This is a genomic window from Halomicronema hongdechloris C2206 (assembly GCF_002075285.3).
Taxonomy (GTDB): Bacteria; Cyanobacteriota; Cyanobacteriia; order Phormidesmidales; family Phormidesmidaceae; genus Halomicronema_B; species Halomicronema_B hongdechloris.
The window spans coordinates 3410927-3432150 of sequence record NZ_CP021983.2 but is presented as its reverse complement, the minus strand read 5'-3'; the positions used below and the strand labels follow the sequence as shown (position 1 = coordinate 3432150).

Here is a 21224-nt window from a genome sequence, read left to right as displayed (position 1 = left end):
AGGTGCTCCAAAATGCCCTCCAGAAGAGGATTTTGAGATAGAGAGGTACCTCTGCTGACCATTGTCTCAAGTCATCGTAATGGCTACAAAGCCTAGCCTATTGCCGTGTACTGCTGAGTTTTCTGCATTGGGCGCGGCAACCGCGCCCCTACCTTGTCCCCTGTTCTCTCTTCGTTTTTCCGTTTTCCGTCCTCCACTCTCCGTCCTCCGCACTCCCCATCCACCCACCACCCCTATCAATACAAATGACCTACAATAAGAACGCCCCAGAGTCCACAGGATTTAATGCAATTGGCTTAGAATACTAGGACTAGTGTTAGCAGCTGAGAAAAAAGCCTTCTACATACTATTCCTAGAGGATGACCGAGAGGGCGATCGTGAGGCATTTGCGCCTGGCTATGACTACCCCCCGTCTCCATCCCGATACCATTGAAGCGGTCCGCGAACGGGCCGATATCGTCGATATTGTCTCCCAGCATGTGGTTCTTAAAAAGCAGGGAAAAGACTTTGTCGGCCTCTGCCCGTTTCACGACGATAAGTCCCCTAGCTTTAGTGTCAGCCCTGGCAAGCAGTTCTATTACTGCTTTTCCTGTGGGGCCGGGGGGAATGGCTTTAAGTTTTTGATGGAGCTGAATAAGCGCTCCTTCGCCGATGTGGTGTTGGAGTTGGCCCAGCGGTATCAGGTGCCGGTCAAGACCCTGGAACCGGCCCAGCGGCAACAGCTACAGCGACAACTCAGCCTACGGCAGCAACTCTTCGAGATTCTGGCCGTGACTGCCAAGTTCTATGAGCATGCCCTACGCCAGTCGGACGGAGCCGAGGCCTTGGCCTATCTGCGCCAACAACGACAGCTGCGGGAAGAGACGATTCAGCAGTTTCAGTTGGGCTTTGCCCCCGGTGGCTGGCAGACTCTCTATGGCTATTTGGTAGAGCAGAAACGTTATCCCGTGGAGTTAGTGGAGAAGGCAGGACTGATTGTGCCTCGCGCCAAGGGCAGTGGCTATTACGATCGGTTTCGTGAACGGCTGATGATTCCCATCCGCGATGCCCAGAGTCGGGTGATTGGTTTTGGTGGTCGGGCCATGGGCGCAGCCCAACCCAAATACCTCAATTCGCCGGATACGGAACTGTTTGATAAGGGCAAGACTCTCTATGGCCTGGATCTGGCTCGGGCTGCGATCGCAAAAGCAGACCAGGCCATCGTCGTCGAGGGCTACTTCGACGTCATTGCCCTCCATGCCGCCGGGATCAGCAACACCGTCGCCGCCCTCGGCACTGCCCTAAACGCGGCCCAAGTGCGGCAATTGCTCCGCTATAGCGACTCCAAGCAGATCATCCTCAACTTCGACGCCGATGCCGCCGGTACCAGGGCGGCCGAACGGGCCATCGGTGAAGTCACCGACATGGCCTACCGGGGGGATGTGCAGTTGCGCATCCTCACCATTCCCGAGGGCAAAGACCCGGACGACTATCTCAAGCACTATAGCGCCGAGGACTATCGAGCCTTGTTGGAGGCCAGCCCCCTCTGGCTCGACTGGCAAATTCAGCAGAGTCTAGAGGGCCGCGATCTACGCCAAGCCGATCACTTTCAGCAAGCCACCCAGGCCATCGTGGCCCTGCTCAGCCAGATTGCCAACGCCGACACCCGCACCCACTACATCCGTCACTGCGCCGAAATCTTCAGCCATGGCGACAGTCGTCTAGTGCCGCTGCTCGCCGAAAACCTGCTGGCCCAGGTGCGACGCCAGCGACGCCCGTCCCGGGATGGCCAAGGTCAAGACGCCATGGCCCAGCAGCCCCGCGCCCTCAGCGCCCTAGAGCAGGCTGAGGCGGCCCTACTGCGGATCTTTCTCCATGCCCCCGCCTTTCGCACCACGGTGACCGCCGCCTTAGATGACCGGGATCTGCAATTTAGCTTTTCCCACCATCGGGCCCTGTGGCACTATCTCCAGAGCCTATTAGACGAACCAGCCACGGGCGAAGATCTGATTACCCCTCTGCGCGATCGCATCGCTGAATTTTCCGGTCCCCTGAGCCAGACCCAGTATCTGCTGCACCTCGATGAGAAGACCCAGCGAGATATTCTGCGGGCTCCCCTGGTGATTCGGGCCGCCACCGCCTGCATGGAAAAGAATCTCTGCGAGAAGCGTTACCGCCACTTCCTGGCGCTCTGGAGCAACGCCGCCCCCCATGCCTCCCGGGAAGAACTGGCCCACTACCAACAGCAGATCTATGCCGAGAAACGGCGGATTCAGCACCTAGAACAGGAGCGCCAGGTCAGCTTCGCAGATCTGGCCCAACTGCCCTGGGTAGGAGAGTTCTATAACGCCCTGGAACCCAGTTCCTGAAGTCTGCCGTTAGTTTGCTAGCGCCGCTGTCTACCCTAAGGTCAGCATTCAGGGCCGCAAACGATGACCATACCATTACCGCAACGGGCCGATCTGGGGCGTTTAGGCGAATTACTGGTAGCCGACTGGCTGCGGCACCGGGGCGGCGAATTAGTGGCGCAACGGTGGCATTGCCGCTGGGGCGAGTTGGATCTGGTAGTGCGTCAACCCGACTCCCTGCTGGCCTTTGTCGAAGTCAAGACAAGGCGCCAGGGGAATTGGGATGCCGACGGCCTCATGGCCATCACCCCCCAGAAGCAACGCAAGCTGTGGCGAGCCGCCCAGCTATTTCTCATCCAACAGCCCCAATGGCAAGAGTGGCCCTGCCGCTTTGATGTGGCCTTGGTCACCTGCCAGACCAATCCCCAAATCGGCCTGCACCACAGACCCTTACCCCAGAGCCTTTATTCCCTAGTGCTGCAGGATTATCTGGAAGATGCTTTCAGCCTGGGCTAAGAAGACATTTGAGAACTCGGCTGAAAACCCTGCAGGGTAAGCGTTTTAGAGCGTATGACTCTGTTGGCCAGACTCCAGTCTGGAGCAAGGTTGCAGGGTACTTTCCAAATATCCTCTAAGGCCAGTTCTCACTACTTGGCACGGGCACAGCCCTTCTGCCCCTTCGACTGTTCGACTAGCTCAGGGCATGCTTCTGCCTTCTGCCTTCTGCCTTCTGCCTTCTGCCTTTTGCTATACACGTCAAGAACCAGCCGCCTGGGCCGCATCCATCTGACAGCGAGGGCAGAGGCCGAAGAATTCTAGGGTGTGGTAGAAGATGCGAAAGTGGTGGGCCCGGTTCAGCTGCTGCTCCAGGTCGTGAACGGGACACTCGTCGATGGCAATGGATTGACCGCACTGCAGGCAGGTAAGATGGTGCCTATCCTCTTGGGGCAAGCTGTAGAGAGACTCCCCGGTTGGTAGGGTGCGCACCTGTACAGCGCCTTCTAGCTTCAGGGCATCTAGGGCTCGATAGACCGTTGCTAAGCCGAGGGTACCGCCGCCATTGCGTAGCTCCATATAGAGATCCTGGGCAGAAATGGGCTGATCGAGCTGCTTCAGGGCGGCCAATACCTGGTTTTGGCTGCGGGTTCGTCCGGGCATACTGGATAAACTATACCGGCTTCATTCTATCAACTACTGGCCTGCCCCCTGACCGATACAGCGGTCAATTACCGGTGGGATGGCTGCCCCGACGGCAATCGCTACGGTAGGATGAAGTGGCTCTCCATTTTCCGGTGTCCCCGTGCAGACCTATCAGGCCGAAATTTATGTCACCCTGCGCCCCTCGGTGCTAGATCCGGCAGGCACCGCAGTGCAGTCGAGTTTGAATCAGATGGGCTATGACACGGTCAGCCAGGTCCGCATTGGCAAGTATATTCAGGTGACCCTGGCCGCCGCCAACGACGAGCAGGCACGCCAGCAGTTGGACCGCATCTGCGACCAGTTACTGGCCAATCCAGTGATCGAGACCTACCGGTTTGACCTCAACGCCGTAGCCACGGTCTAGGCCGCCACGGCGGACATTGACTCACCAGTTGGCTCCCTGTCTATACCCTGTTCCGCTTCTATCTATCTGGTATGAACGTCGGCATCATTGTTTTTCCTGGCTCTAATTGCGATCGCGATGTGGCTTATGTGACGCGCGATATTTTGCAGCAGCCCACCCGCATGGTCTGGCACCAAGAGGACGACCTCTCGGAGCTGGATCTCATCGTGGTGCCGGGGGGCTTTAGCTATGGCGATTATCTCCGCTGTGGGGCCATTGCTCGCTTTTCGGCCGCCATGCAAGCCACTGCCCTCCGGGCCCAGCAGGGCAAGTTGGTACTGGGGATCTGCAATGGCTTTCAGATCTTGACGGAGATGGGGTTGCTGCCGGGGGCGTTGGTGCGCAATCGGGACCTGCACTTCATCTGCGATCGCATCCCCCTGACGGTAGAACGCAGCGATTTACCCTGGACCCGGCAGTATCGAGCCGGCCAGGTGATTACCCTGCCCATTGCCCACGGAGAAGGCTGCTACTACGCCGATGAGGCCACCCTGGCCCAGCTAGAGGCCAATCGGCAGGTGATGTTTCGCTACTGTAGCCCCAGCGGCGACCACACCGAGGCCAGTAACCCCAACGGGTCCTTGCACCACATCGCCGGACTCTGCAACCGCCAGGGTAATGTACTGGGCCTGATGCCTCACCCAGAGCGGGCCGCCGATGCCCTCTTGGGTGGCACCGATGGCCTTGCCCTCTTTCAAAGCGTGATGCAGGCAATGGTGCTGGCTTAACCGTTCAGGAAATCCTGACAAACCGTCACACTCCGCTGCCTAGGACCACTTCTCTATGACAGCCGCCGAAAGCGGTACAGCCATTGCCGGCCAGATAGCTTGTCTCTCTAGCGTCACCTCTTTCCTAAGCTATCTGGTTGACGCTATGGTGTGATCCAGGGTTGTGATGGAGCGATCGGTAAATGTATGACTATGAAGCCCTAGCCGCGGCTACCCAGCGCTATCGCCCTCTGCTAGGGGAATACTGGCATCTGGCCATGGAGCCCAGTCTGGATGAGGCCGCCGCCGACCGGGTCGAGGCCATCTTGCAACAAGCCCAAGCGGATCCCTGGCTGAGCTTACTGCTGGATGAGGTGGACTATCTCCTGGCCCATGTTCAGGGGTTACTGGATGAGGATCTGATTGCAGACCAGCAGGCCAAGCTGCGAACTCTGTTAGAGCCCCATTCTAATCACCGGCTCCTGGCAGTCCATCATTAGCATTTGCAGGTCTAGTCAGTGGTCTTCAGCATCTTTGCCCACCACCCCAGTGGCTTGGGTCAGTTTGCTATATCAGAATAGCTAGGCTGCCTGACTCAATACAGACAACACCATTTCATACGGCGTACATACTACTGTCCCAGGGTTTTACAAAACTGTCTTACGGTCTTCACCACCATTAGATCAGTCTCCCTCTCTCGCAATACAATCCATGCGTGTAGCTGCTCAGAAGCTATCGCTGGAAATGCTAAACTTCTCTCTGCTTCTGTGACCTGCTCTCCCCGCAGATCCAAGATCTTAACCCTGCCCTTGCCATATACCCATAACTCCGGTACACCAGGGGCCTGGTAAATGGCCAACTTCCGATCGGAAGCACTGGCAATATCAACCTCAACCACCAAGTCTGGTGGCAGATCCGATGGAATGTCAGGGTTTATCCCCTGCACCCGGTGCGCATTCTGAATAAAAAAGCAACTGTCCGGCTCAATCCCCTGATCCAGGTCCTCACGATTCCAGGTCGTCGACCCCAGATCCACACTCTCCAGTTCCAGCTCCTCTGCCAGAGCAAAAATAATTTTGCTCAACAGCCGATTGATAATTTCGTGGAGCTGACTGGGCATCCGAATTTCCAACACCCCGTTGCTATAGGTTAACCGCGTCGCCCGATCATCTCCCAGTTCTTCTAAGAGCAACTGATAGTGTTGCCAGGTCAATCCCGACACCGTCATGGCGCTGCCAGGAGACAGCACAATTTGGTTCAAAGGAGCGGCGAGGGTAATGGTCATGGGCGGAGAACCGTAGCATCCGGTGATGTCAGGATAATATAGCAACCGTGCCGATGCTGAGGGGGGTTACTGGACGAAGACCTGATTGCAGACCAGCAAGCTAAGCTGCGAACTCTCTTAGAGATCCAGTCCCAGCACCAGCCCCTGGCGGTTCATCATTAGCGCTTGATTAGCGCTTGTAGGTCTAGTCCTAGTTCACTACTTATCTGAGACTTGCAGGCGACGGGTGGTGATGACCAGGCCATCTTCTCGGACGATCACGGCTGATATCCAGCGCTCATCGGGTTGACTGGGGGCCTGACCAATCTTAAACAGGCCGCCAGCGGCCAGCACATTCAGATTCAGGGGCCGAGGCTTGAAGAAGTCGTCGCTGGTTACTCCCTCATCTAGGGCGCGCCCCAATAGATCCCGCTCCCCTAACGGCTCGGCCACGATGGCGTCAAACTCGTAGCGCTCTCCCAGGTCCACCTGCTGGGGTAGGTTCAGGGTCAGGTTGGGGGGATTGCTGCCTGCAGTGAGACGGCTCTCCTCCGACAAGACTTCCTGATAGACGATGGCGCCGGCTTCGAAGCGCTGTCGCGATCGCACCTCAGCCGTCAAGGTCAACTGGCGGCCATCGCGCCGCTGGATTCCCTCCACCCGGGTGAGGGTTTCGGTCTCATAGCCACTGGTCGTGGACTCCCAACTCACCAGTTCGATGTCGTAGGTGAGGGCCGTATAGTGCTGCCAAAACTGCTTCAAGACGGCTTCCAATTCAGAGCGGTCAAAGCCATCCTGGTGGCGAAAGCTTTCATCATAGAACTGCAGCACGGCTTCTAGATCCTGCTGATTCGAGGCCGCTTCCATGGCGTCAATGGCGGCCACGACATCAGCGGGAGCCGTATCAGCCGGAGCTGCCTCCACCCTGGCGCCGACCCCGGCCCAAGTCATCACCGCTAGGGCTGGCAACCATGACCAGATTCGATGCCGCATAGTCTTATCTCTCCACCAGACCTGACCACCAAGGTAGCGCGAAATGGCGCCCATTGGCCAATTCTCGGGCTCGGCACGGTCAAGGCATTGTCGAGAACGCAGTTTACCTGCTGTCGCTCCCTGTGGGAACGTATAGACAGACCTATTCGCCAGCGGTGAGGATGCCAGAGACGCCGATTCGCCTGTTAATTGCCGCCAGTGGTACTGGGGGGCACTTGTTTCCGGCCCTGGCCACCGCCGAGCAGTTGCCTCAATACCAGATCGAATGGCTGGGGGTACCCGATCGCCTAGAGACCCGCTTGGTGCCCTGCCGTTACCAGTTACACACGGTCCGCATCGGCGGGTTTCAGGGGCGATTGGGCCTGGGCTCCCTGCGGCTGTGTACCCAGTTGGCCCGGTCGGTGCTGCAGGTGCGGCGACTACTGCGCCAAGGCCAATTTGCCGGGGTGTTAACCACCGGCGGCTACATTGCGGCGCCAGCCATTATTGCCGCCCGCTCCCTGGGCTTGCCGGCGATTCTGCATGAGTCCAATGCCCTGCCCGGCAAGGTCACCCGTTGGCTTAGCCCTTGGTGTACGGTGGTGGCCCTGGGCTTCGAGGCCGCCTCGTCTTATCTGCCCAAGGCCCAGTGCACGGTGGTGGGGACGCCGGTGCGATCGCAATTTCTAGCCGCGGCCGCCAGTCCGCGGCCGGCCCTGGGCATCCCCGAGGATGTGCCCCTGATCGTAGTGATTGGCGGCAGCCAGGGAGCCGTTGCTGTCAATCGCCTGGTGCGGCAAGCCACCCCGGCCTGGTTGAAGGCGGGCATCTGGGTGGTGCACCAAACCGGTGAAAACGACCCCGACGCCGAGAGCCTAGTCCATGAGCATTACCTGCGCCAGCCCTTTTTCGAGGACATGGCACCGCTGCTGCTGCGGGCCGATTTAGCCATCAGCCGAGCCGGAGCCGGTACTCTAACCGAGTTGAGTGTGACCGGCACCCCGGCTATCCTGATTCCCTATCCCTTCGCCGCCGAAGACCACCAGGCCTACAATGCCGCCGCCTTCGCCGCCGCCAATGCCGCCATGGTCATTCCCCAAGCCGACCTCAGCGCCAACCTGCTGCAAGATAAGGTCTCGATGTTACTAGACGATCGCCCCCGGCTGATGAAGATGGCTGCTGCCGCCAGCGACTTGGCCATCCCTGACAGTGCTCAGCAGTTGGCTAGCTTGGTGCAGCAGGCCCTAGAGCCGGTGGGGGGATCACCCAACCGGCAATGATGCCATCATTGAATTAGCTAGCCAGTGTAGGACCGGCTGTATGGAACTAGCCGAGGCCCTGGCAGCAGCGTAATACTGCAATCACCCTTTCCACCAATGAGCCTTAAAGACCGCATCAGCACCGACCTCAAAGCCGCCATGAAAGCCAAAGACAAGGTGCGGCTAGAGACCATCCGCAGCATCAAGAAAGTGATTCTGGAAAAAGAGACCAGCCTGCGCCCCTCGGGGCAAGCAGAGTTGAGTGAAGAGCAGGAGATCGACGTGCTCAACCAGCTGGCCAAGCAACGTAAAGATGCCCTAGAACAGTACCAGCAAGCTGGCCGGGAAGACTTAGCCGCCAGCGAGGCCCAAGAGCTGGCCATCATTCAAGAGTACCTACCGGCCCAGCTCTCCGACGCGGAGGTAGAAGCCATTGTGGATAACCTCATTGCCAGCACCGGCGCCTCATCCCCCAAAGACATGGGCAAAGTCATGGGACCTGCCATGAAGCAACTCAAAGGCCGCACCGATGGGGCCAAGGTTCAAGCCATGGTGAAAGCGAAACTGGGCGGTTAAACTCACCGCCGCTGCCGGGCCTCCGTTTCCTGCTCGTCGCCAATATCCGGGGGGCTAGCCCTGGGTGCCCCTAGAGAATGCGGCAGAAACCAGCACCTCGACGTTCGGTTCTACCCCTAGTCTGCGAAACGGTCAGTTCGTAAGCTTGAACTAAGTCATTGCGCCACAAACGTGTCGCAACTTAGTTGCTGCCTACAGCAAGGGAGCCATTTGGTGGCTAGTTTCTCCCATAGGTCACTGAGCAACATCCTAGACCAGGAACAGCCTCTAGGGAGGCTGTTTCCAGAGCATAGTGCGGACCATAGTGCGGGCGATGGGGCTGTTTCCTGGCCGCAGTCGTGCCCCCAGGTGCAGCAGCGGCTGCAGGCAGAGACACAGTGGTGGGGCAGCCTGGCCGCCGTCAATCAATTGCTTCAGACTAGCCTATCTCCGGTCCCGGAGCCGCCGGCTGCAGAAGCCACTCCAGGGGTGGTGATTTCGGGACCATTGCCAGTGCTACGGGACGCTCACCTATTGGCCAGGGTGTCTCCCTGGATTCTGATTCCACGCCAGTGGCTATCGACCTTGCCCAGGCTGCCTGCCCAGGGGGACCCGGCCACCCTGATCGGCAAATCCTGCCTGGTGCCCTTAGATCCTGAGGATCCCCTGGGTAACGAGCGGTTCTGCCTGGTGGTGATGCCTCACTTCAGTCTGTCTCTAGTGTTGGGTCAAGGACCTGCCTTCCGGTTTTCCTTTGCACCAGCCTTGAACGAGCAGATCTGGCAGCAGATGCGATCGCGCATTGCCCAAGTCTGCCCCCAACGCCTACCGGCCTTAGACCACCAGATCGGCGAACTGGATTTTCAGGCGCCAGATTATCGACTGGTCGCCCAGTTTAGCCGGCTCTTGCTCACCCATCTGCCCGTCGAAACCCCTTCAGCCCCCCGGACCGACGCCGATATCCGTCTGGCTAGCTGGGAGCCCGCCCAGGCTGCTGCCGCCTCAGCCAATGGACCCATGGCCAGCCCCCCTCTAGAGAGGCGCCCAGATACCCCCCTACCCTGGCCCCCCAACCAAGAGACACCGGCGACATCGGCCCCCAGTGCCGATGCCGAATTACTGCAGGCCATGGCCCACGAAATTCGTACCCCATTGACCACCATTCGCACCCTGACCCGCTCCCTACTAAAGCGACAGGATATCGCTGAGGCAGTTCAGCGGCGGCTACAGTTGATCGATCAAGCCTGCACCCAGCAGATCGATCGCTTCAATCTGATTTTCCGAGCCCTAGAACTGGAGACTCAAGCCAGCCAACGTCGATGTCCATTGGCTCCCATGTCCCTGGGACAACTGTTTCAAGACGCCATTCCTCTGTGGCAACAGCAGGCCAATCGCCATAACCTAACCCTGGCGGTGGATCTGCCAGCCCAATTGCCCCTGGTCACCAGCGATCCTACCCTCCTGAATCAGGTGCTCACAGGCTTGGTAGAGCGCTTCGTCCAGGGTTTGCCAGCCCAGAGCCATATTCAACTGGTGGTGGTGCTGGCAGGGCACCAGCTGAAACTAAAATTCCAGGCCACCTCTATAGATGGCCATTCCCTAGAACCGGAGCTAGAGCCATCGTCTCCGCCGCTGCGTTCTCTGGGCCATCTGCTGATGCTGCAGCCCGAAACCGGGGGCCTCAGCCTTAACCTGGAGGCCACGAAGAACCTATTCCAGGCCTTGGGGGGCAAGCTAATCGTGCGGCAACGGCCACAACAGGGAGAAGTGTTGACCGTCTTCTTGCCCTTAGAGCGCCGCTCTCTCTAAGTCTGTCTTGGTCATTGGTCTATTGCTCAGGCTCCTCATGGGTGGGAAAATACACTCGAAAGGTAGTGCCTTTACCCGGATGACTGTTCACCGTAATGGTGCCGCCGCAGTGGGTCAGCAACTGTTGCACAATGGTCAGCCCTAGCCCCGCCCCTTCAGGCTGATCCGGTGGTTGCTGCCGCCCCTGGTAAAAGTGGTCAAAGATCTTGGGCACCTCATTAGGGGCAATGCCCTGGCCAGTATCTTGAATCACCACCTCGACTCTGTCAGCTTGCCGCTGCTGGGCTGCCACCCAGGCTTCACCACCACTGGGGGTATATTTGATGCTGTTGTGGACTAAATGGATCATGATCTGGCGCAGCCAAGCCTCTGGACAGGCCAGGGACGGTAAATCATCGGTAATGGTACAGGTCAAGCGGATCCCCTTCTCCTCAGCCAGGGGCTGATAGGTGCTGATGACAGCCGGGACGGTCTCGATTAACCGGCTTGGTGCAGGGGTTACTTGGCGGGCATTGACCTCGATCTGGAGCAGGTCTAATACTCCGTTAATGACGGAACTCTGGCGATCGCATTCGTGGCTGATCAAGGTCAAGTAGCGCTGCTGTTGTTGTGGCGGTAACTTAGAAGACGTCAACAGAGACAGGGCCATTTTGATATTGGCCAACGGCGTCCGCAGCTCTTGACCAATGGCATGGCAAAATTCCTCCCTGAGTTGCAGTTGGCTCATCAGCGACTCATTTTGCCGGGAGAGGTCGGTGGCTGATTGGGCCTGTCGGCGGTACCGGGAGACTTGGTGGCCTAACTGCGCCTGTTTTTGCCATTGCCAGCAGAGAAACTGATCTAGCCAGGCTAGGTTAGTAGAGGACGCTGGTGGAGGACAAACAGTCTCCCAATGGCTGAGCAGGTCTGTCCACTCGACGTGATCCGGATAGGTCTGCAGGCAGGTATAAAGCATTTGCTGCAGGGCGGCTCTGACCTCGCTGACCACAGTCGGTTGCAGGGAACTGACAACGCGTAGCTCTACCCGTTGGGCGGCTGTCGCCTCCCCCGCCTGAGGTCCCCGTTGCGATGCTGGCGGGTGGCGCTGGGCCAGCAGAACCCCAGACCCAGACGGCAGGCAGAAGAGCAGCAGATACTCGCCTCGCCACAGCCGGCGATCGGGTAAAGGTAGGCGCAGCTGCGGGGGAGCTACTTGGGGACGATTGCCCCCCTCTTGCCTGGGTCGATCTAGGCAGTATAGATGCGATCGCGGTTGAGCATGACCGTATTGGCTCAGCAATTCCTGCCATCCTCTACCCCGCGGCAGCTTAGTCCAGATGATGGCCGCCTCTGACTGAGCTGCCAGAAAGCCTAACCAGGACTGTAGAATTGCCTTCAACCCATGGCTCTGAACCGATACTGGCTCCAGATGCGTAGCTACTCGGTCAACTAACCGAAATAGGGAGTCCTCTGGCGTTAACGCAGTGCTCATGGTGATGGATATCGCTAATGCTAGCCCTTAAGGCCACTAGCATCTACGTCCTAAACACATCGCCATGATTGTACTCAATGGTCACCCTGAATGTTACTGGGCATGACACCCTGTCCCCTTGCCTATAAGACCACATACGGCATCACAGAGAGGACCACAACCCCGTTGCCTGAATCCTGCACTAACGCAGTCGCCACAGTTTCACGGTGCCATCACTACTGCCACTAGCATAGAGGTTATTAGCCGGATCATACGTCACCTCGAGAATGCCGCGATCGTGGCTCTGGCCGTCATCACTCCGGCCTATTAATTCCTCGGCTTCCACATCCCAGAGCGCTAAGGTACCGTCGCTATCCCCCGAGAAGATATAGCGGCCATCGGGGCTAAACAGTAGGGTGTTGACGCGGCTGGGGTTTTCTAACAGCACGGGCTCACTGGCGCGGGGATACTTGCGGCGATAGTCTAAACCGCGGAGTTCTATGCCGCGCAGAGTACCATAGGCCAAGCGCTGATCATCGGGGCTAAAGGCTACCGTCTCGACTCCAAATGTTGTTTCGATGGTCAGTACCCGCTCGAAATCATCCTCGAAATCCCAAAACGTAATGCTCTTATTGTGGGTCCCGGCGGCTAGGTAGCGGCCATTGTTGCTGAAGGCCAACGAGGAGAAGCGGCCCTCCAGTTCAGAACCATCTTGGGCGCCAGTCTCTGGCTCTAACACCCCTGCCACGGAGCGATCAGTCCAGTTCCACAGGGTGACGGTGCCGTCATAGTTAGAGCCAGCCAGCAGAGTCTCGTTGGGATGAAACCCTACATTGGTGTCGACGCCATGGTATTCCTTTTCTTGCAATAGGTCAGTGGCACAGGTGTTACGGTGAGGGTCACAGGCATTGAGATCCCAGCGGCGAAAGTCACCGTTGTAGGTACCAGTGACGAGCCAGCGGCCATCAGCACTGAAGCTGAGGGAGGTGGCATAGGTATCTGCTGCCGGAACAGTGATCACAACTCGCACATAGTTGAGCTCATCTCCCTGTAGTAGGGCATTGACATTCCAGACTCGAATCTTGCCGTCTCCACCGGCTGTGGCCAACCAGCGACCGTCACGGCTAAAGGCCAGGGCATTGACGCTGCGACCATGGCTGATACTGCGCACTGCGGTGAAAGGCGAGGCAGCTTGAGCCAGCTGTCGGGACGGAGAAGAGGTCGGCTGCGACAGCTCCCGGGAGTTAGTCGCTGACCAGGGCATCGCTTCAGTGGCGAGGGCTAATGTCGGGGTGGTCAGACTTATGGCAAACAATCCAGCCCAGATTGACCTGTAGGCACGGGACTTCATGACGGAGCCTCCTGAGGTAGCGTGAATCTAGATAATCCAAAATTATGCGCGAATTCCCCTGGCATCGGTCAAGACTGCTCCATCACAGCTCCGCCTAACCCACGGGAATATCTGCCGTTGGCTTCTACCTCTGGGCTGACATGGGCTATGCAGTCGAACTGCCACCTTGGACCTGCGGAAGGGCCTGTCGGTCAGTCGCCAAAGATCGCGTTGCATCGGCAAGGCGTGATAAACCTCAGTAAGACCACACGTAATCGTGTAGCTCAGGGTGCTTGCCCGAGGGGAGCAGGGAGACCGGAGCTCAGAGCAATCTTCATCACCGCAGACAGACAACTCAGCACCCTGCTGCTACACACGGCACAGCCCTACGCACGGGCATAGCCCTACACTCTTCACTCCTCCCCATCACCCCATCACCCCTACCCTCCGGGAAGCCGCCACCGCGTCTACACCCCATCACTCGTCACTCGTCACCCCATCTACTCGCCTACCCTTGTTCCGTCCTTACTACTGAACGACCTGGGCCCCGTGGCTGCGGGGATCTTCCCCAGCACTGGCTTTGGGAGCAGGAGACTCGCCTAGCTCGGAGGTGCGGCCAAAGCCTTGTTGATGGGGTAGCGGTTGATGGGCTGCTAGTGCAGTTAGGTTGTCGGCTATGACACTGGCAGGCTGTTCGCCGATGGCCATGGCCACGGGTTCGCCGACCTCATCTAAGTAAACAAAGTGGGGAATGCCGTCGACGCGGTATTGCAGCATTTCCGGCAGCCACTTGCTGTTGTCGACGTTGAGCATGACGAAGTTGACCCGATCGGCGTAGGTTTGCCGCAGGTCGGCCATGTCACTGGCCATGGCCTGACAGGAGGTACACCAATTGGCGTAGAACTCTATTAGGGTGGGCTGTTGGTTGGCTAGGGCTGTCTCCAGGGGGGTGGCAGTTTCTGCTAAGGCAGTTAGGGAGCCACTGGGGGAAGGACCTCGCACCCCTACAAAGATGGCGACGGCTAAGACAACTGCTGTAAGGACAATCAGAAAGTTTCGTAGGCGCTGGCCAAAGGCAGACCCTTGAATATCAGAAGAACCTGGCAACTTTTCAGACATGACGTCACAATTGAGGCAACGGATGGTGTGTTCAACGTTTTACTAGTCCAGACTTAGCGGCTTACTCAATGGGAAATCCCTGACCTCGAGCTGAACTGGTACACGTCCGCCGTTTCTTAGTCTAACGGAATCGATTCAGCCCCATGAAAAAGCGGGTCAAGCTTACCTTTCCCCAGCGATCGGTACATATGCCAATTACCTATCGCCTGGCCAAGGATTTTAATATTGCTGCCAATATCATTCGAGCCCAAGTGGCCCCAAATCAGATTGGGACCTTAGTGGTGGAGTTGTCCGGCGACATTGATCAACTGGATGAGTCCATAGACTGGATGCAGACCCAGGGGATTCGGGTGTCATTAGCCAGCCGGGAGATTCTGATTGATGAAGAGGCGTGTGTGCATTGCGGGCTCTGCACGGGGGTGTGCCCGACGGAGTCCTTAACCCTTGACCCCCAGACCTTTCAGCTGCAGTTTAATCGCACCACCTGTGTCATGTGTGAGCAGTGCATTCCCACGTGCCCGGTTAACGCCATTTCCACCAACCTCTAAAGCGGATGCTATCCATTGACAGTTATCTGGCGGTTGCAGGCTATTGTAGGAGGGACGCTTTGTAGGACCGCCTTGGACGAGGTGTGGCTAGGGCACAAGATAAGTCGATGAAAACTCCCTGGCTCTCGTGGCTACTACTGTTGCTGGCCTATATGACCTATGGTCGCTTTCTCCATTCCCTGGAGGTGGCCACCTATGTGTGGGTCTTGAGCGGGGTATTTGCGATCGCATTAGCCAGCATCCTCACCATTTTCTGGGGACCTTTTCGCCGCATGCTGTTGCTAGGGTTCCAGTCCGACGCCGGCTACTCCATCATGGTCCTAGTACTGGCATCCCTATCGGTAGTGGCCGTCGTGCAATTTCATCTATTTGCCTACATCCTCGTGCTGGCCGCCGTGTCCCTATTAGCCCGAGTCGATACCCTATTGCTAGATCTGGGGGGACTACTCTCGTTCCTCGTGCTAGCTGGATTCCCCTTTTTAGGGCTGGGCATTGGTTGGTGGCTCCCCTAGTCCCAGGACACTCCACAAATCGGCACAGCCTCAGGGTCAATCCACCCAGGCTGAGCCATAGTAGACCTACAAGCGTTTAACTGTTTCGCCCCTATCCGCTGCCCTGGCATAGGGGTTCTTTCTTAGCAACTCCTAGCCGCTGTGCCGAGCCACCCACTCCTGCAGCAGGGGATTAACCAGCTCCGGCGCCTCATCCTGGGGGCAGTGCCCCACTCCCGGCAGGGGGATAAATGCTTCGACGGCCTCATACCGGCCAAGTTCCCGGCCCAGCGCCACCGGCTCCCAAGGATCCGCCTCTCCCCAGAGAATCAGCACTGGACATTGCACCTGGGGCAAGAGATCCTCAGCCAAGGGTCCCTGGGAATAGCGCACGAAAGCCAGAAACACATCGGCTGCCCCCGGTTCCTGGGATGGCTGCCACAGGGCCAGAATCAAGTCATCCGTTACCGCCTTGGGGCGACCGTAGGCCTGGCCTAGCAACCGACGAATCACCCGAGGCCGAGCAACACGGCTAAAGAAGAAATGGCCAAAGGGGCGATAGCCCAGCAACCGTTGCAATAACGGGGCACTGGCCCGTCGATACCAAGGCAGTCGCTGCCGCTTGCGCTCATGCAACAGCCGCAGGGAACAATCCAGCATCGCCACCCCCCGCACCTGCTCCGGGGCCATCACCGCCGCCTGCAGCGCCACAATACAGCCAATGGAATTGCCCACCAGAAAAGCGGGCTCGCCAATGACCTGACGGCAGAAGTCGAGGACCTGAGCTCCCCAGGTCTCAAAGGTATAGGCTATGGGGGCATTGGGCCTGGGCTTGGCAGACTGGCCAAAGCCAATCAAATCGATGGCATAGACCCGATTAGCCTGAGCCAACACCGGTAGGGTGCGTCGCCAGTGCTCACTGGAGGCGCCAAAGCCATGAATGCAAAGCACTGCCGGCCCTGTCCGGCCTACCTGTTGATAGCGGATCGAAAACCCTCGCCAGTACCACTGAGAGGACTGAATTGGGATGGAATCGGCGACAGTCACGATAAAACTCCAAACGCGTTGGGGATTGGCCGGTGGCATCCCCTGGAAACAATCGGCTTCTGTTTATACTTTACATAAAGTTACAGTTCAGACTCTCAGTTGCAGACGACCTCGGCCACAGCCGATACGAGTCGGTTGCCAGAGAACACAGGCTCTTGGAAAATAGCGCTGGTGATTATGGGCACTCCATGAAGCTGCCGACCAAAGGCTATCTCTGAATAGGGCAGGTTGTCAGAATAGAACCACTGTCCCCCAGCATTCTCCATCATCGCCATGGCCCAGCGGCAAGATTTAGACGCCGGGGTCGGAGTGCCTCACTTTGTCGAAGACTCTTCCCAGAGCAACTCCGACTCTCCCTATCTCCCTGACCAAGACTATTATCGGGCTCTGCAGGCTCTGGTCATTACCTGTGTAGATGTGTTGCTGGTCCATGCAGATAGGGTGCTATTGGGCCGGCGCCACCAGCCCCCTCGCCTGGGTTGGTGGGTGCTCGGAGGCCGCATGCACGTGGGAGAATCGCCCTTGGTTGCGGTCCAGCGTAAGCTCAATCAAGAGGCGGGACTCTGGCTGGCCAGGGAGCGGTTTCACTACCTCGGGGCCTATTCTAGTCACTTTAGCGGTGTTGCCCAGAAGCCAGCCCAGGAACAGGCACCTCCATGGCAACATCCCGGTCTGCACAGCGTTAATCTCACCTATTTCGCGACTCTCTGCGACGCCGAACGGCAGGCCATCACCCTCACTCCTCAGGAGTATGCCGGAGCTAACTGGTTCAGCCTCTCCAGTGTTGAGGCTGACCTGCGGGCGCAGATACCTACCCCCCTCTCTACCATGGATCTCTACCTGAATCACATTCTTAAGGATTTGCGTAGCTACCTGGGTCTGCGATAAAGGCCCTCCAGGTGACTCACAATTACCCGGCAAATGACTAAACCGGATTCCAGAGTCTCCCATTGCCAACGCCTAAAGCTGTCAAACCCTGGCCATAGCCTCTAGAATTTGGGGAGACCCTCGATACCAGCGATAATGGCAACGTCATCACCAGCAGTTTCATCTCAAACCCTGGCCGAAGCCGTGGAAGAGCGTCGCAACTTCGCGATCATCTCCCACCCGGATGCCGGTAAAACCACCCTGACTGAGAAGCTATTGCTGTACGGTGGCGCCATCCACGAAGCCGGAGCCGTGAAAGCTCGCCGGGCCCAGCGCCATGCCACTTCCGACTGGATGGAGCTGGAGCAGCAACGGGGTATTTCCATCACCTCTACGGTGTTGCAATTTGACTACAACGACTACACCATCAACCTGCTGGATACCCCCGGTCACCAAGATTTCAGCGAAGACACCTATCGCACCCTGGCCGCGGCTGACAATGCCGTCATGCTGGAAGATGCGGCTAAGGGGCTAGAGCCCCAAACTCGCAAACTCTTCGAAGTCTGCCGCATGCGGTCTCTACCCATTTTTACCTTCTTTAATAAGATGGACCGGCCTGCCCGCGACCCCTTAGAACTGCTTGATGAAATTGAGCAGGAGTTGGGGTTGCAAACCTACGTGGTGAATTGGCCCGTCGGCGCTGGCGATCGCTTCCAAGGCGTCTTCGATCGGCGGCGGCGACAATTCCATCTGTTTCAGCGTACCGCCCACGGCAGCAAAGCTGCGGCAGACACCGTCATCGATCTGGGGGATCCCCGCATCGAGGAGCTCCTAGACCAAGATCTCTACTACCAGTTCAAGGAAGAATTAGAACTATTGGACGAAGTGGCCCCGGAGCTGGATCTAGAGCGGGTCCATGCCGGTAAAATGACCCCGGTCTTCTTCGGCAGTGCCATGACCAACTTCGGTGTCGAACTCTTCCTGGAAGCCTTTCTTGATTATGCCCTCAAGCCGGGTCCCCGCCGCAGTACCCTCGGCGATGTCCCTCCTACCCACGAAGATTTTTCTGGGTTTGTGTTTAAGCTGCAGGCCAATATGGATGCTCGCCATCGCGATCGCATCGCCTTCGTGCGGGTCTGTTCTGGCAAGTTTGAAAAGGACATGGTGGTCAACCATGCCCGCCTGGGCAAATCGGTGCGCCTCTCCCATCCCCAGAAGCTCTTTGCCCAGGGGCGCAAATCCTTAGATGAGGCCTATCCCGGTGATGTCATCGGCCTCAACAACCCCGGCGCCTTCGCCATTGGCGACACTATTTACCAGGGTAAAAAGCTGGAGTATGAAGGGATCCCCTGCTTTTCCCCAGAACTGTTTGCCTACCTGAAAAACCCCAACCCCTCTAAGTTCAAGCAATTCCACAAGGGCGTGAAGGAACTGCGGGAAGAAGGGGCAGTGCAGATCATGTTCTCCGCCGACGAGTCTAAGCGCGATCCCATCCTGGCGGCGGTGGGACAACTGCAGTTCGAAGTGGTGCAGTTTCGTCTGCAGACTGAGTACAACGTCGAGACCCGCTTGGATCCCCTGCCCTACTCGGTAGCCCGTTGGGTCGATGGCGGCTGGGAGGCCCTAGAGGCGGTAGGTCGCCTATTCAACACCGCCACGGTGAAAGATAGCTGGGGCCGCCCGGTGCTGCTGTTCCGCAATGAATGGAACTGTCAGCAGGTGGAGATGGACCATCCTGAGTTGAAGTTGAGTAAGACCGCGCCGGTGGTGGCCGGTCAAGAACCGGAAGATTTATAAAGAGATTTGATGACAATCTGTCATTATCGGTTCATGAATTTTAGATTGCTGATGACAACTCTAAGAGGCGTGAGCTAGACTGTTTCCAAGCTCAGAATTTTGTAAAAAAATTAGTATGAGCTTACGGGAGCATCTCAAAGTTGCAAAAACATCAACAATCGTAGGCTCTATTCAGATAGGCACATCGCACCTGCAAGGCTTGCTGAACATTGTCGGGCACCCATTGAGCGCCTGGGAGTTTCATGCGATGGTCAATCTGCTTGATGGCTGACTCAACTGCACCTGAGCCAATCGAACAGATTTGTTCAGCTTGAAAATAGCCGTAATTCACAATTCGGTGACGATGTCGCTCCAAGTAATCACAGAATCGCCGGGCTTGCTCCAGAGCGCAGTCGGTAAATAACGCCTGGGTTTCATCAACCCGCCCTTCCCATAACAGAGCTTTGGCTTGTTTCAGCCGTTTTAATGAGCCCCCAACTCCATAGAGGTTTTCGACCAAGTGGTACCAATCGAGAATTTCTAAACGGGTTTCCACGGTGGCGATGGGACGAAACACCGCCCAGACGCCCCGATGCCCATCGCCAAGGCAGATGATGGGGTTCGCTAACGGTTGGCTATTTAGCCAGTCTTGCAGCCAGTCATTTGCCTGAAACGCCGCCCCATAGTACAGATTCTCGACCCGAGCACTCTTGTATTCTTTCCAGTAACTGGGTTCGCCTTTTTCCGGATGCCGCAGGCGCACTTTACCGCCATCGACACTGATCTCGGTGACCGTCTGCTTCGCCTCCGGTGGGGTCTCACGTTGGCGTTGCACGAGGCGTTGCAGCGTTGAATGACTCAACGACATCCCCGTTAAAACGGACACGTCGGTTTCGCCTTTCCCATAGCTTTGGCAGGCCGCAACCCGCAACGCACATTTCTCAAAGAGCGGGCTGAGACGACCGTGGGGTTCGAGGCCCAACCGCTGGGCTTGCTGTTCCCGAATCGGGAGGGTCCCCAGAACACTTTTTAGCTGCCGGGGGCGTCCCCGTTGGGTTTGGGTGCACGCTTCGACAAAAAAATTCCCACTTCGGGACTGACGTGCTCCAGCATCTGCTGCCGCACCGTCGTTTCAATGCCTTCAAGTGTGTCAACGGCTTCAGGAGGGCTATTGCGATGCAGAATCTTGGCAATCTCGCGGCTATGCTGGGCTAAGGCGGCTTGGTCTTCGGGGGACAAGAGCTTTTGGGGTAGAGACTACCCTTTCATCTCAGCACAGATGCTGGGTTCTCGCAAAAATGAGATGCTCCCACGACCCGCTTCTGGCCGAGTACTGAGAGACAGCTTGTATACTAATCTAATAATCATCAAATCAGCACAGCTTCTTCAGAACATAAAAAAGATAAAAATCATCCATAAATCGCAGCAAGAGGCTACATTTCAACTTAACGGAATTATCAACAAACTTTAGAAACTCTGCACCAATAATTTTCGTTGCATGAATTCCGTGAGGCAAACAATCAATGGAAACCCCTGTATTCGCCTCTCGGAGGAACTGCCCAAGATTCTCAACATCATTACTAGATGCTCCTATGTCGCTAAGCCATCTGACAATATAGTGATGATATATAGAGTTAAAATACGTAGCAATATCAAATTTAAGAGCGAATTTAAAATGTGCCTTTACATAGGCTAAATTTTTCTTGAAGTCTCCATAGCTTTTAGATGGAGATATGGGTTTTCCTTGTTCAAATCTATAGCCAAAACTACGTCTGTTTGGGCTAAAATCCTTGCGAAATAAGGAGCGATTTCTGTAAATAATGTCATAAATAAATAATTCAGCGACCGGGTCAAGTTTTACTGTTCGGCGCAAATGAAAACCTTGTTTGGAGGCATAACATCTGGCTTGCGACAAGAAAGAATGTGCAGGCTCATTTAGATTCAGTACCTTTTCATAAACATACTGAAGAACTTCAGTCCCAGTATTCTCCGCAATTACTTTCGTAGTTGATAGAGGAAATAGAGTCCTTGGGTAATCGTCGAGAAGGTATTGAACGCTGTTGTAGGTGCTCATTCGTAAATTTGGACTAGAAAAATGTC

At 56.8% G+C, this 21224-nt stretch carries 21 protein-coding genes; 12 read left to right on the top strand and 9 right to left on the bottom strand.

The genetic code is table 11. The features are described from left to right. Positions 1 to 398: 398 nt before the first annotated feature. Both dnaG and XM38_RS15595 read left to right on the top strand, forming a co-directional pair. On the top strand, positions 399 to 2348 hold the full coding sequence (gene dnaG, locus XM38_RS15600) for a DNA primase (protein ID WP_088430311.1): 1950 nt from the start codon (positions 399 to 401) through the stop codon (positions 2346 to 2348). Between the two features lie 63 nt (positions 2349 to 2411). Continuing rightward, positions 2412 to 2843, top strand: coding sequence for a YraN family protein (locus XM38_RS15595; protein WP_080804913.1), 432 nt, complete (start codon positions 2412 to 2414; stop codon positions 2841 to 2843). A gap of 240 nt (positions 2844 to 3083) precedes the next feature. Here the strand turns inward: XM38_RS15595 and XM38_RS15590 are convergent, their stop codons facing one another. After that, positions 3084 to 3485: a Fur family transcriptional regulator gene (locus tag XM38_RS15590; RefSeq protein ID WP_080804911.1), complete on the bottom strand. Its 402-nt coding sequence runs from the start codon at positions 3483 to 3485 to the stop codon at positions 3084 to 3086. A gap of 142 nt (positions 3486 to 3627) precedes the next feature. Here XM38_RS15590 and purS point away from each other — a divergent pair, with 142 nt between their 5' ends. From purS to XM38_RS15575, 3 genes are all read left to right on the top strand, one after another. Continuing rightward, positions 3628 to 3891 carry a phosphoribosylformylglycinamidine synthase subunit PurS gene (gene purS, locus XM38_RS15585; RefSeq protein WP_080804909.1) on the top strand — a complete coding sequence of 88 codons (264 nt, stop codon included), beginning with the start codon at positions 3628 to 3630 and terminating at the stop codon, positions 3889 to 3891. A 71-nt stretch (positions 3892 to 3962) separates the two neighbouring features. Continuing rightward, positions 3963 to 4658, top strand: a complete 696-nt coding sequence (gene purQ, locus XM38_RS15580) for a phosphoribosylformylglycinamidine synthase subunit PurQ (RefSeq protein ID WP_080804907.1) — start codon at positions 3963 to 3965, stop codon at positions 4656 to 4658. 182 nt (positions 4659 to 4840) lie between these two features. After that, on the top strand, positions 4841 to 5137 hold the full coding sequence (locus XM38_RS15575; RefSeq protein WP_080804905.1) for a hypothetical protein: 297 nt from the start codon (positions 4841 to 4843) through the stop codon (positions 5135 to 5137). Positions 5138 to 5268: 131 nt separating this feature from the next. Here the strand turns inward: XM38_RS15575 and XM38_RS15570 are convergent, their stop codons facing one another. Beyond that, entirely contained in the window at positions 5269 to 5922 is a 654-nt protein-coding gene (locus XM38_RS15570; protein ID WP_080804903.1) for a Uma2 family endonuclease, read from the bottom strand. A gap of 198 nt (positions 5923 to 6120) precedes the next feature. After that, entirely contained in the window at positions 6121 to 6894 is a 774-nt protein-coding gene (locus XM38_RS15565) for a nuclear transport factor 2 family protein (protein WP_225889327.1), read from the bottom strand. A gap of 161 nt (positions 6895 to 7055) precedes the next feature. Between XM38_RS15565 and murG the strand changes: the two genes are divergently transcribed. From murG to XM38_RS15550, 3 genes are all read left to right on the top strand, one after another. Beyond that, the gene (gene murG / locus XM38_RS15560; RefSeq protein WP_088430309.1) at positions 7056 to 8153 is read left to right on the top strand and encodes an undecaprenyldiphospho-muramoylpentapeptide beta-N-acetylglucosaminyltransferase; all 1098 of its coding nucleotides are present in this window, start codon (positions 7056 to 7058) and stop codon (positions 8151 to 8153) included. 96 nt (positions 8154 to 8249) lie between these two features. Then, on the top strand, positions 8250 to 8708 hold the full coding sequence (locus tag XM38_RS15555) for a GatB/YqeY domain-containing protein (RefSeq protein WP_088430307.1): 459 nt from the start codon (positions 8250 to 8252) through the stop codon (positions 8706 to 8708). Positions 8709 to 8921: 213 nt separating this feature from the next. Continuing rightward, positions 8922 to 10496 (top strand): sensor histidine kinase, encoded by a 1575-nt coding sequence (locus tag XM38_RS15550; RefSeq protein WP_187329429.1) that lies wholly within the window; start codon positions 8922 to 8924, stop codon positions 10494 to 10496. Positions 10497 to 10515: 19 nt separating this feature from the next. On the opposite strand, the gene XM38_RS15545 is transcribed toward XM38_RS15550, so the two are convergent. From XM38_RS15545 to XM38_RS15530, 3 genes are all read right to left on the bottom strand, one after another. Continuing rightward, entirely contained in the window at positions 10516 to 11967 is a 1452-nt protein-coding gene (locus XM38_RS15545) for an ATP-binding protein (RefSeq protein WP_080804895.1), read from the bottom strand. 181 nt (positions 11968 to 12148) lie between these two features. Then, a complete protein-coding gene (locus XM38_RS15540; protein WP_088430305.1) occupies positions 12149 to 13297 on the bottom strand; it encodes a WD40 repeat domain-containing protein in 1149 nt (382 codons plus the stop codon). A 507-nt stretch (positions 13298 to 13804) separates the two neighbouring features. Further along, on the bottom strand, positions 13805 to 14395 hold the full coding sequence (locus XM38_RS15530) for a thioredoxin family protein (protein WP_080804891.1): 591 nt from the start codon (positions 14393 to 14395) through the stop codon (positions 13805 to 13807). 143 nt (positions 14396 to 14538) lie between these two features. Between XM38_RS15530 and XM38_RS15525 the strand changes: the two genes are divergently transcribed. Further along, positions 14539 to 14943, top strand: a complete 405-nt coding sequence (locus tag XM38_RS15525; RefSeq protein ID WP_080804890.1) for an NIL domain-containing protein — start codon at positions 14539 to 14541, stop codon at positions 14941 to 14943. A 107-nt stretch (positions 14944 to 15050) separates the two neighbouring features. Continuing rightward, positions 15051 to 15455, top strand: coding sequence for a hypothetical protein (locus tag XM38_RS15520; RefSeq protein WP_080804888.1), 405 nt, complete (start codon positions 15051 to 15053; stop codon positions 15453 to 15455). A gap of 132 nt (positions 15456 to 15587) precedes the next feature. Here the strand turns inward: XM38_RS15520 and XM38_RS15515 are convergent, their stop codons facing one another. After that, on the bottom strand, positions 15588 to 16481 hold the full coding sequence (locus XM38_RS15515; RefSeq protein ID WP_225889326.1) for an alpha/beta fold hydrolase: 894 nt from the start codon (positions 16479 to 16481) through the stop codon (positions 15588 to 15590). Positions 16482 to 16754: 273 nt separating this feature from the next. Here XM38_RS15515 and XM38_RS15510 point away from each other — a divergent pair, with 273 nt between their 5' ends. Together XM38_RS15510 and prfC are read left to right on the top strand one after the other, a co-directional pair. Next, positions 16755 to 17369 (top strand): NUDIX hydrolase, encoded by a 615-nt coding sequence (locus XM38_RS15510; protein WP_080804883.1) that lies wholly within the window; start codon positions 16755 to 16757, stop codon positions 17367 to 17369. A 135-nt stretch (positions 17370 to 17504) separates the two neighbouring features. Then, positions 17505 to 19145, top strand: coding sequence for a peptide chain release factor 3 (prfC, locus tag XM38_RS15505; protein ID WP_080804881.1), 1641 nt, complete (start codon positions 17505 to 17507; stop codon positions 19143 to 19145). A gap of 151 nt (positions 19146 to 19296) precedes the next feature. On the opposite strand, the gene XM38_RS15500 is transcribed toward prfC, so the two are convergent. Both XM38_RS15500 and XM38_RS15495 read right to left on the bottom strand, forming a co-directional pair. After that, positions 19297 to 20363 (bottom strand): ISKra4 family transposase gene (locus tag XM38_RS15500; RefSeq protein ID WP_088429129.1). Its coding sequence is split into 2 segments (ribosomal slippage): positions 19297 to 20207 and positions 20207 to 20363, totalling 1068 coding nucleotides; the frame shifts between segments, so codons are not numbered across the junction. Positions 20364 to 20496: 133 nt separating this feature from the next. Next, on the bottom strand, positions 20497 to 21198 hold the full coding sequence (locus XM38_RS15495) for an RNA-dependent RNA polymerase family protein (protein WP_088430303.1): 702 nt from the start codon (positions 21196 to 21198) through the stop codon (positions 20497 to 20499). Positions 21199 to 21224: the final 26 nt, after the last annotated feature.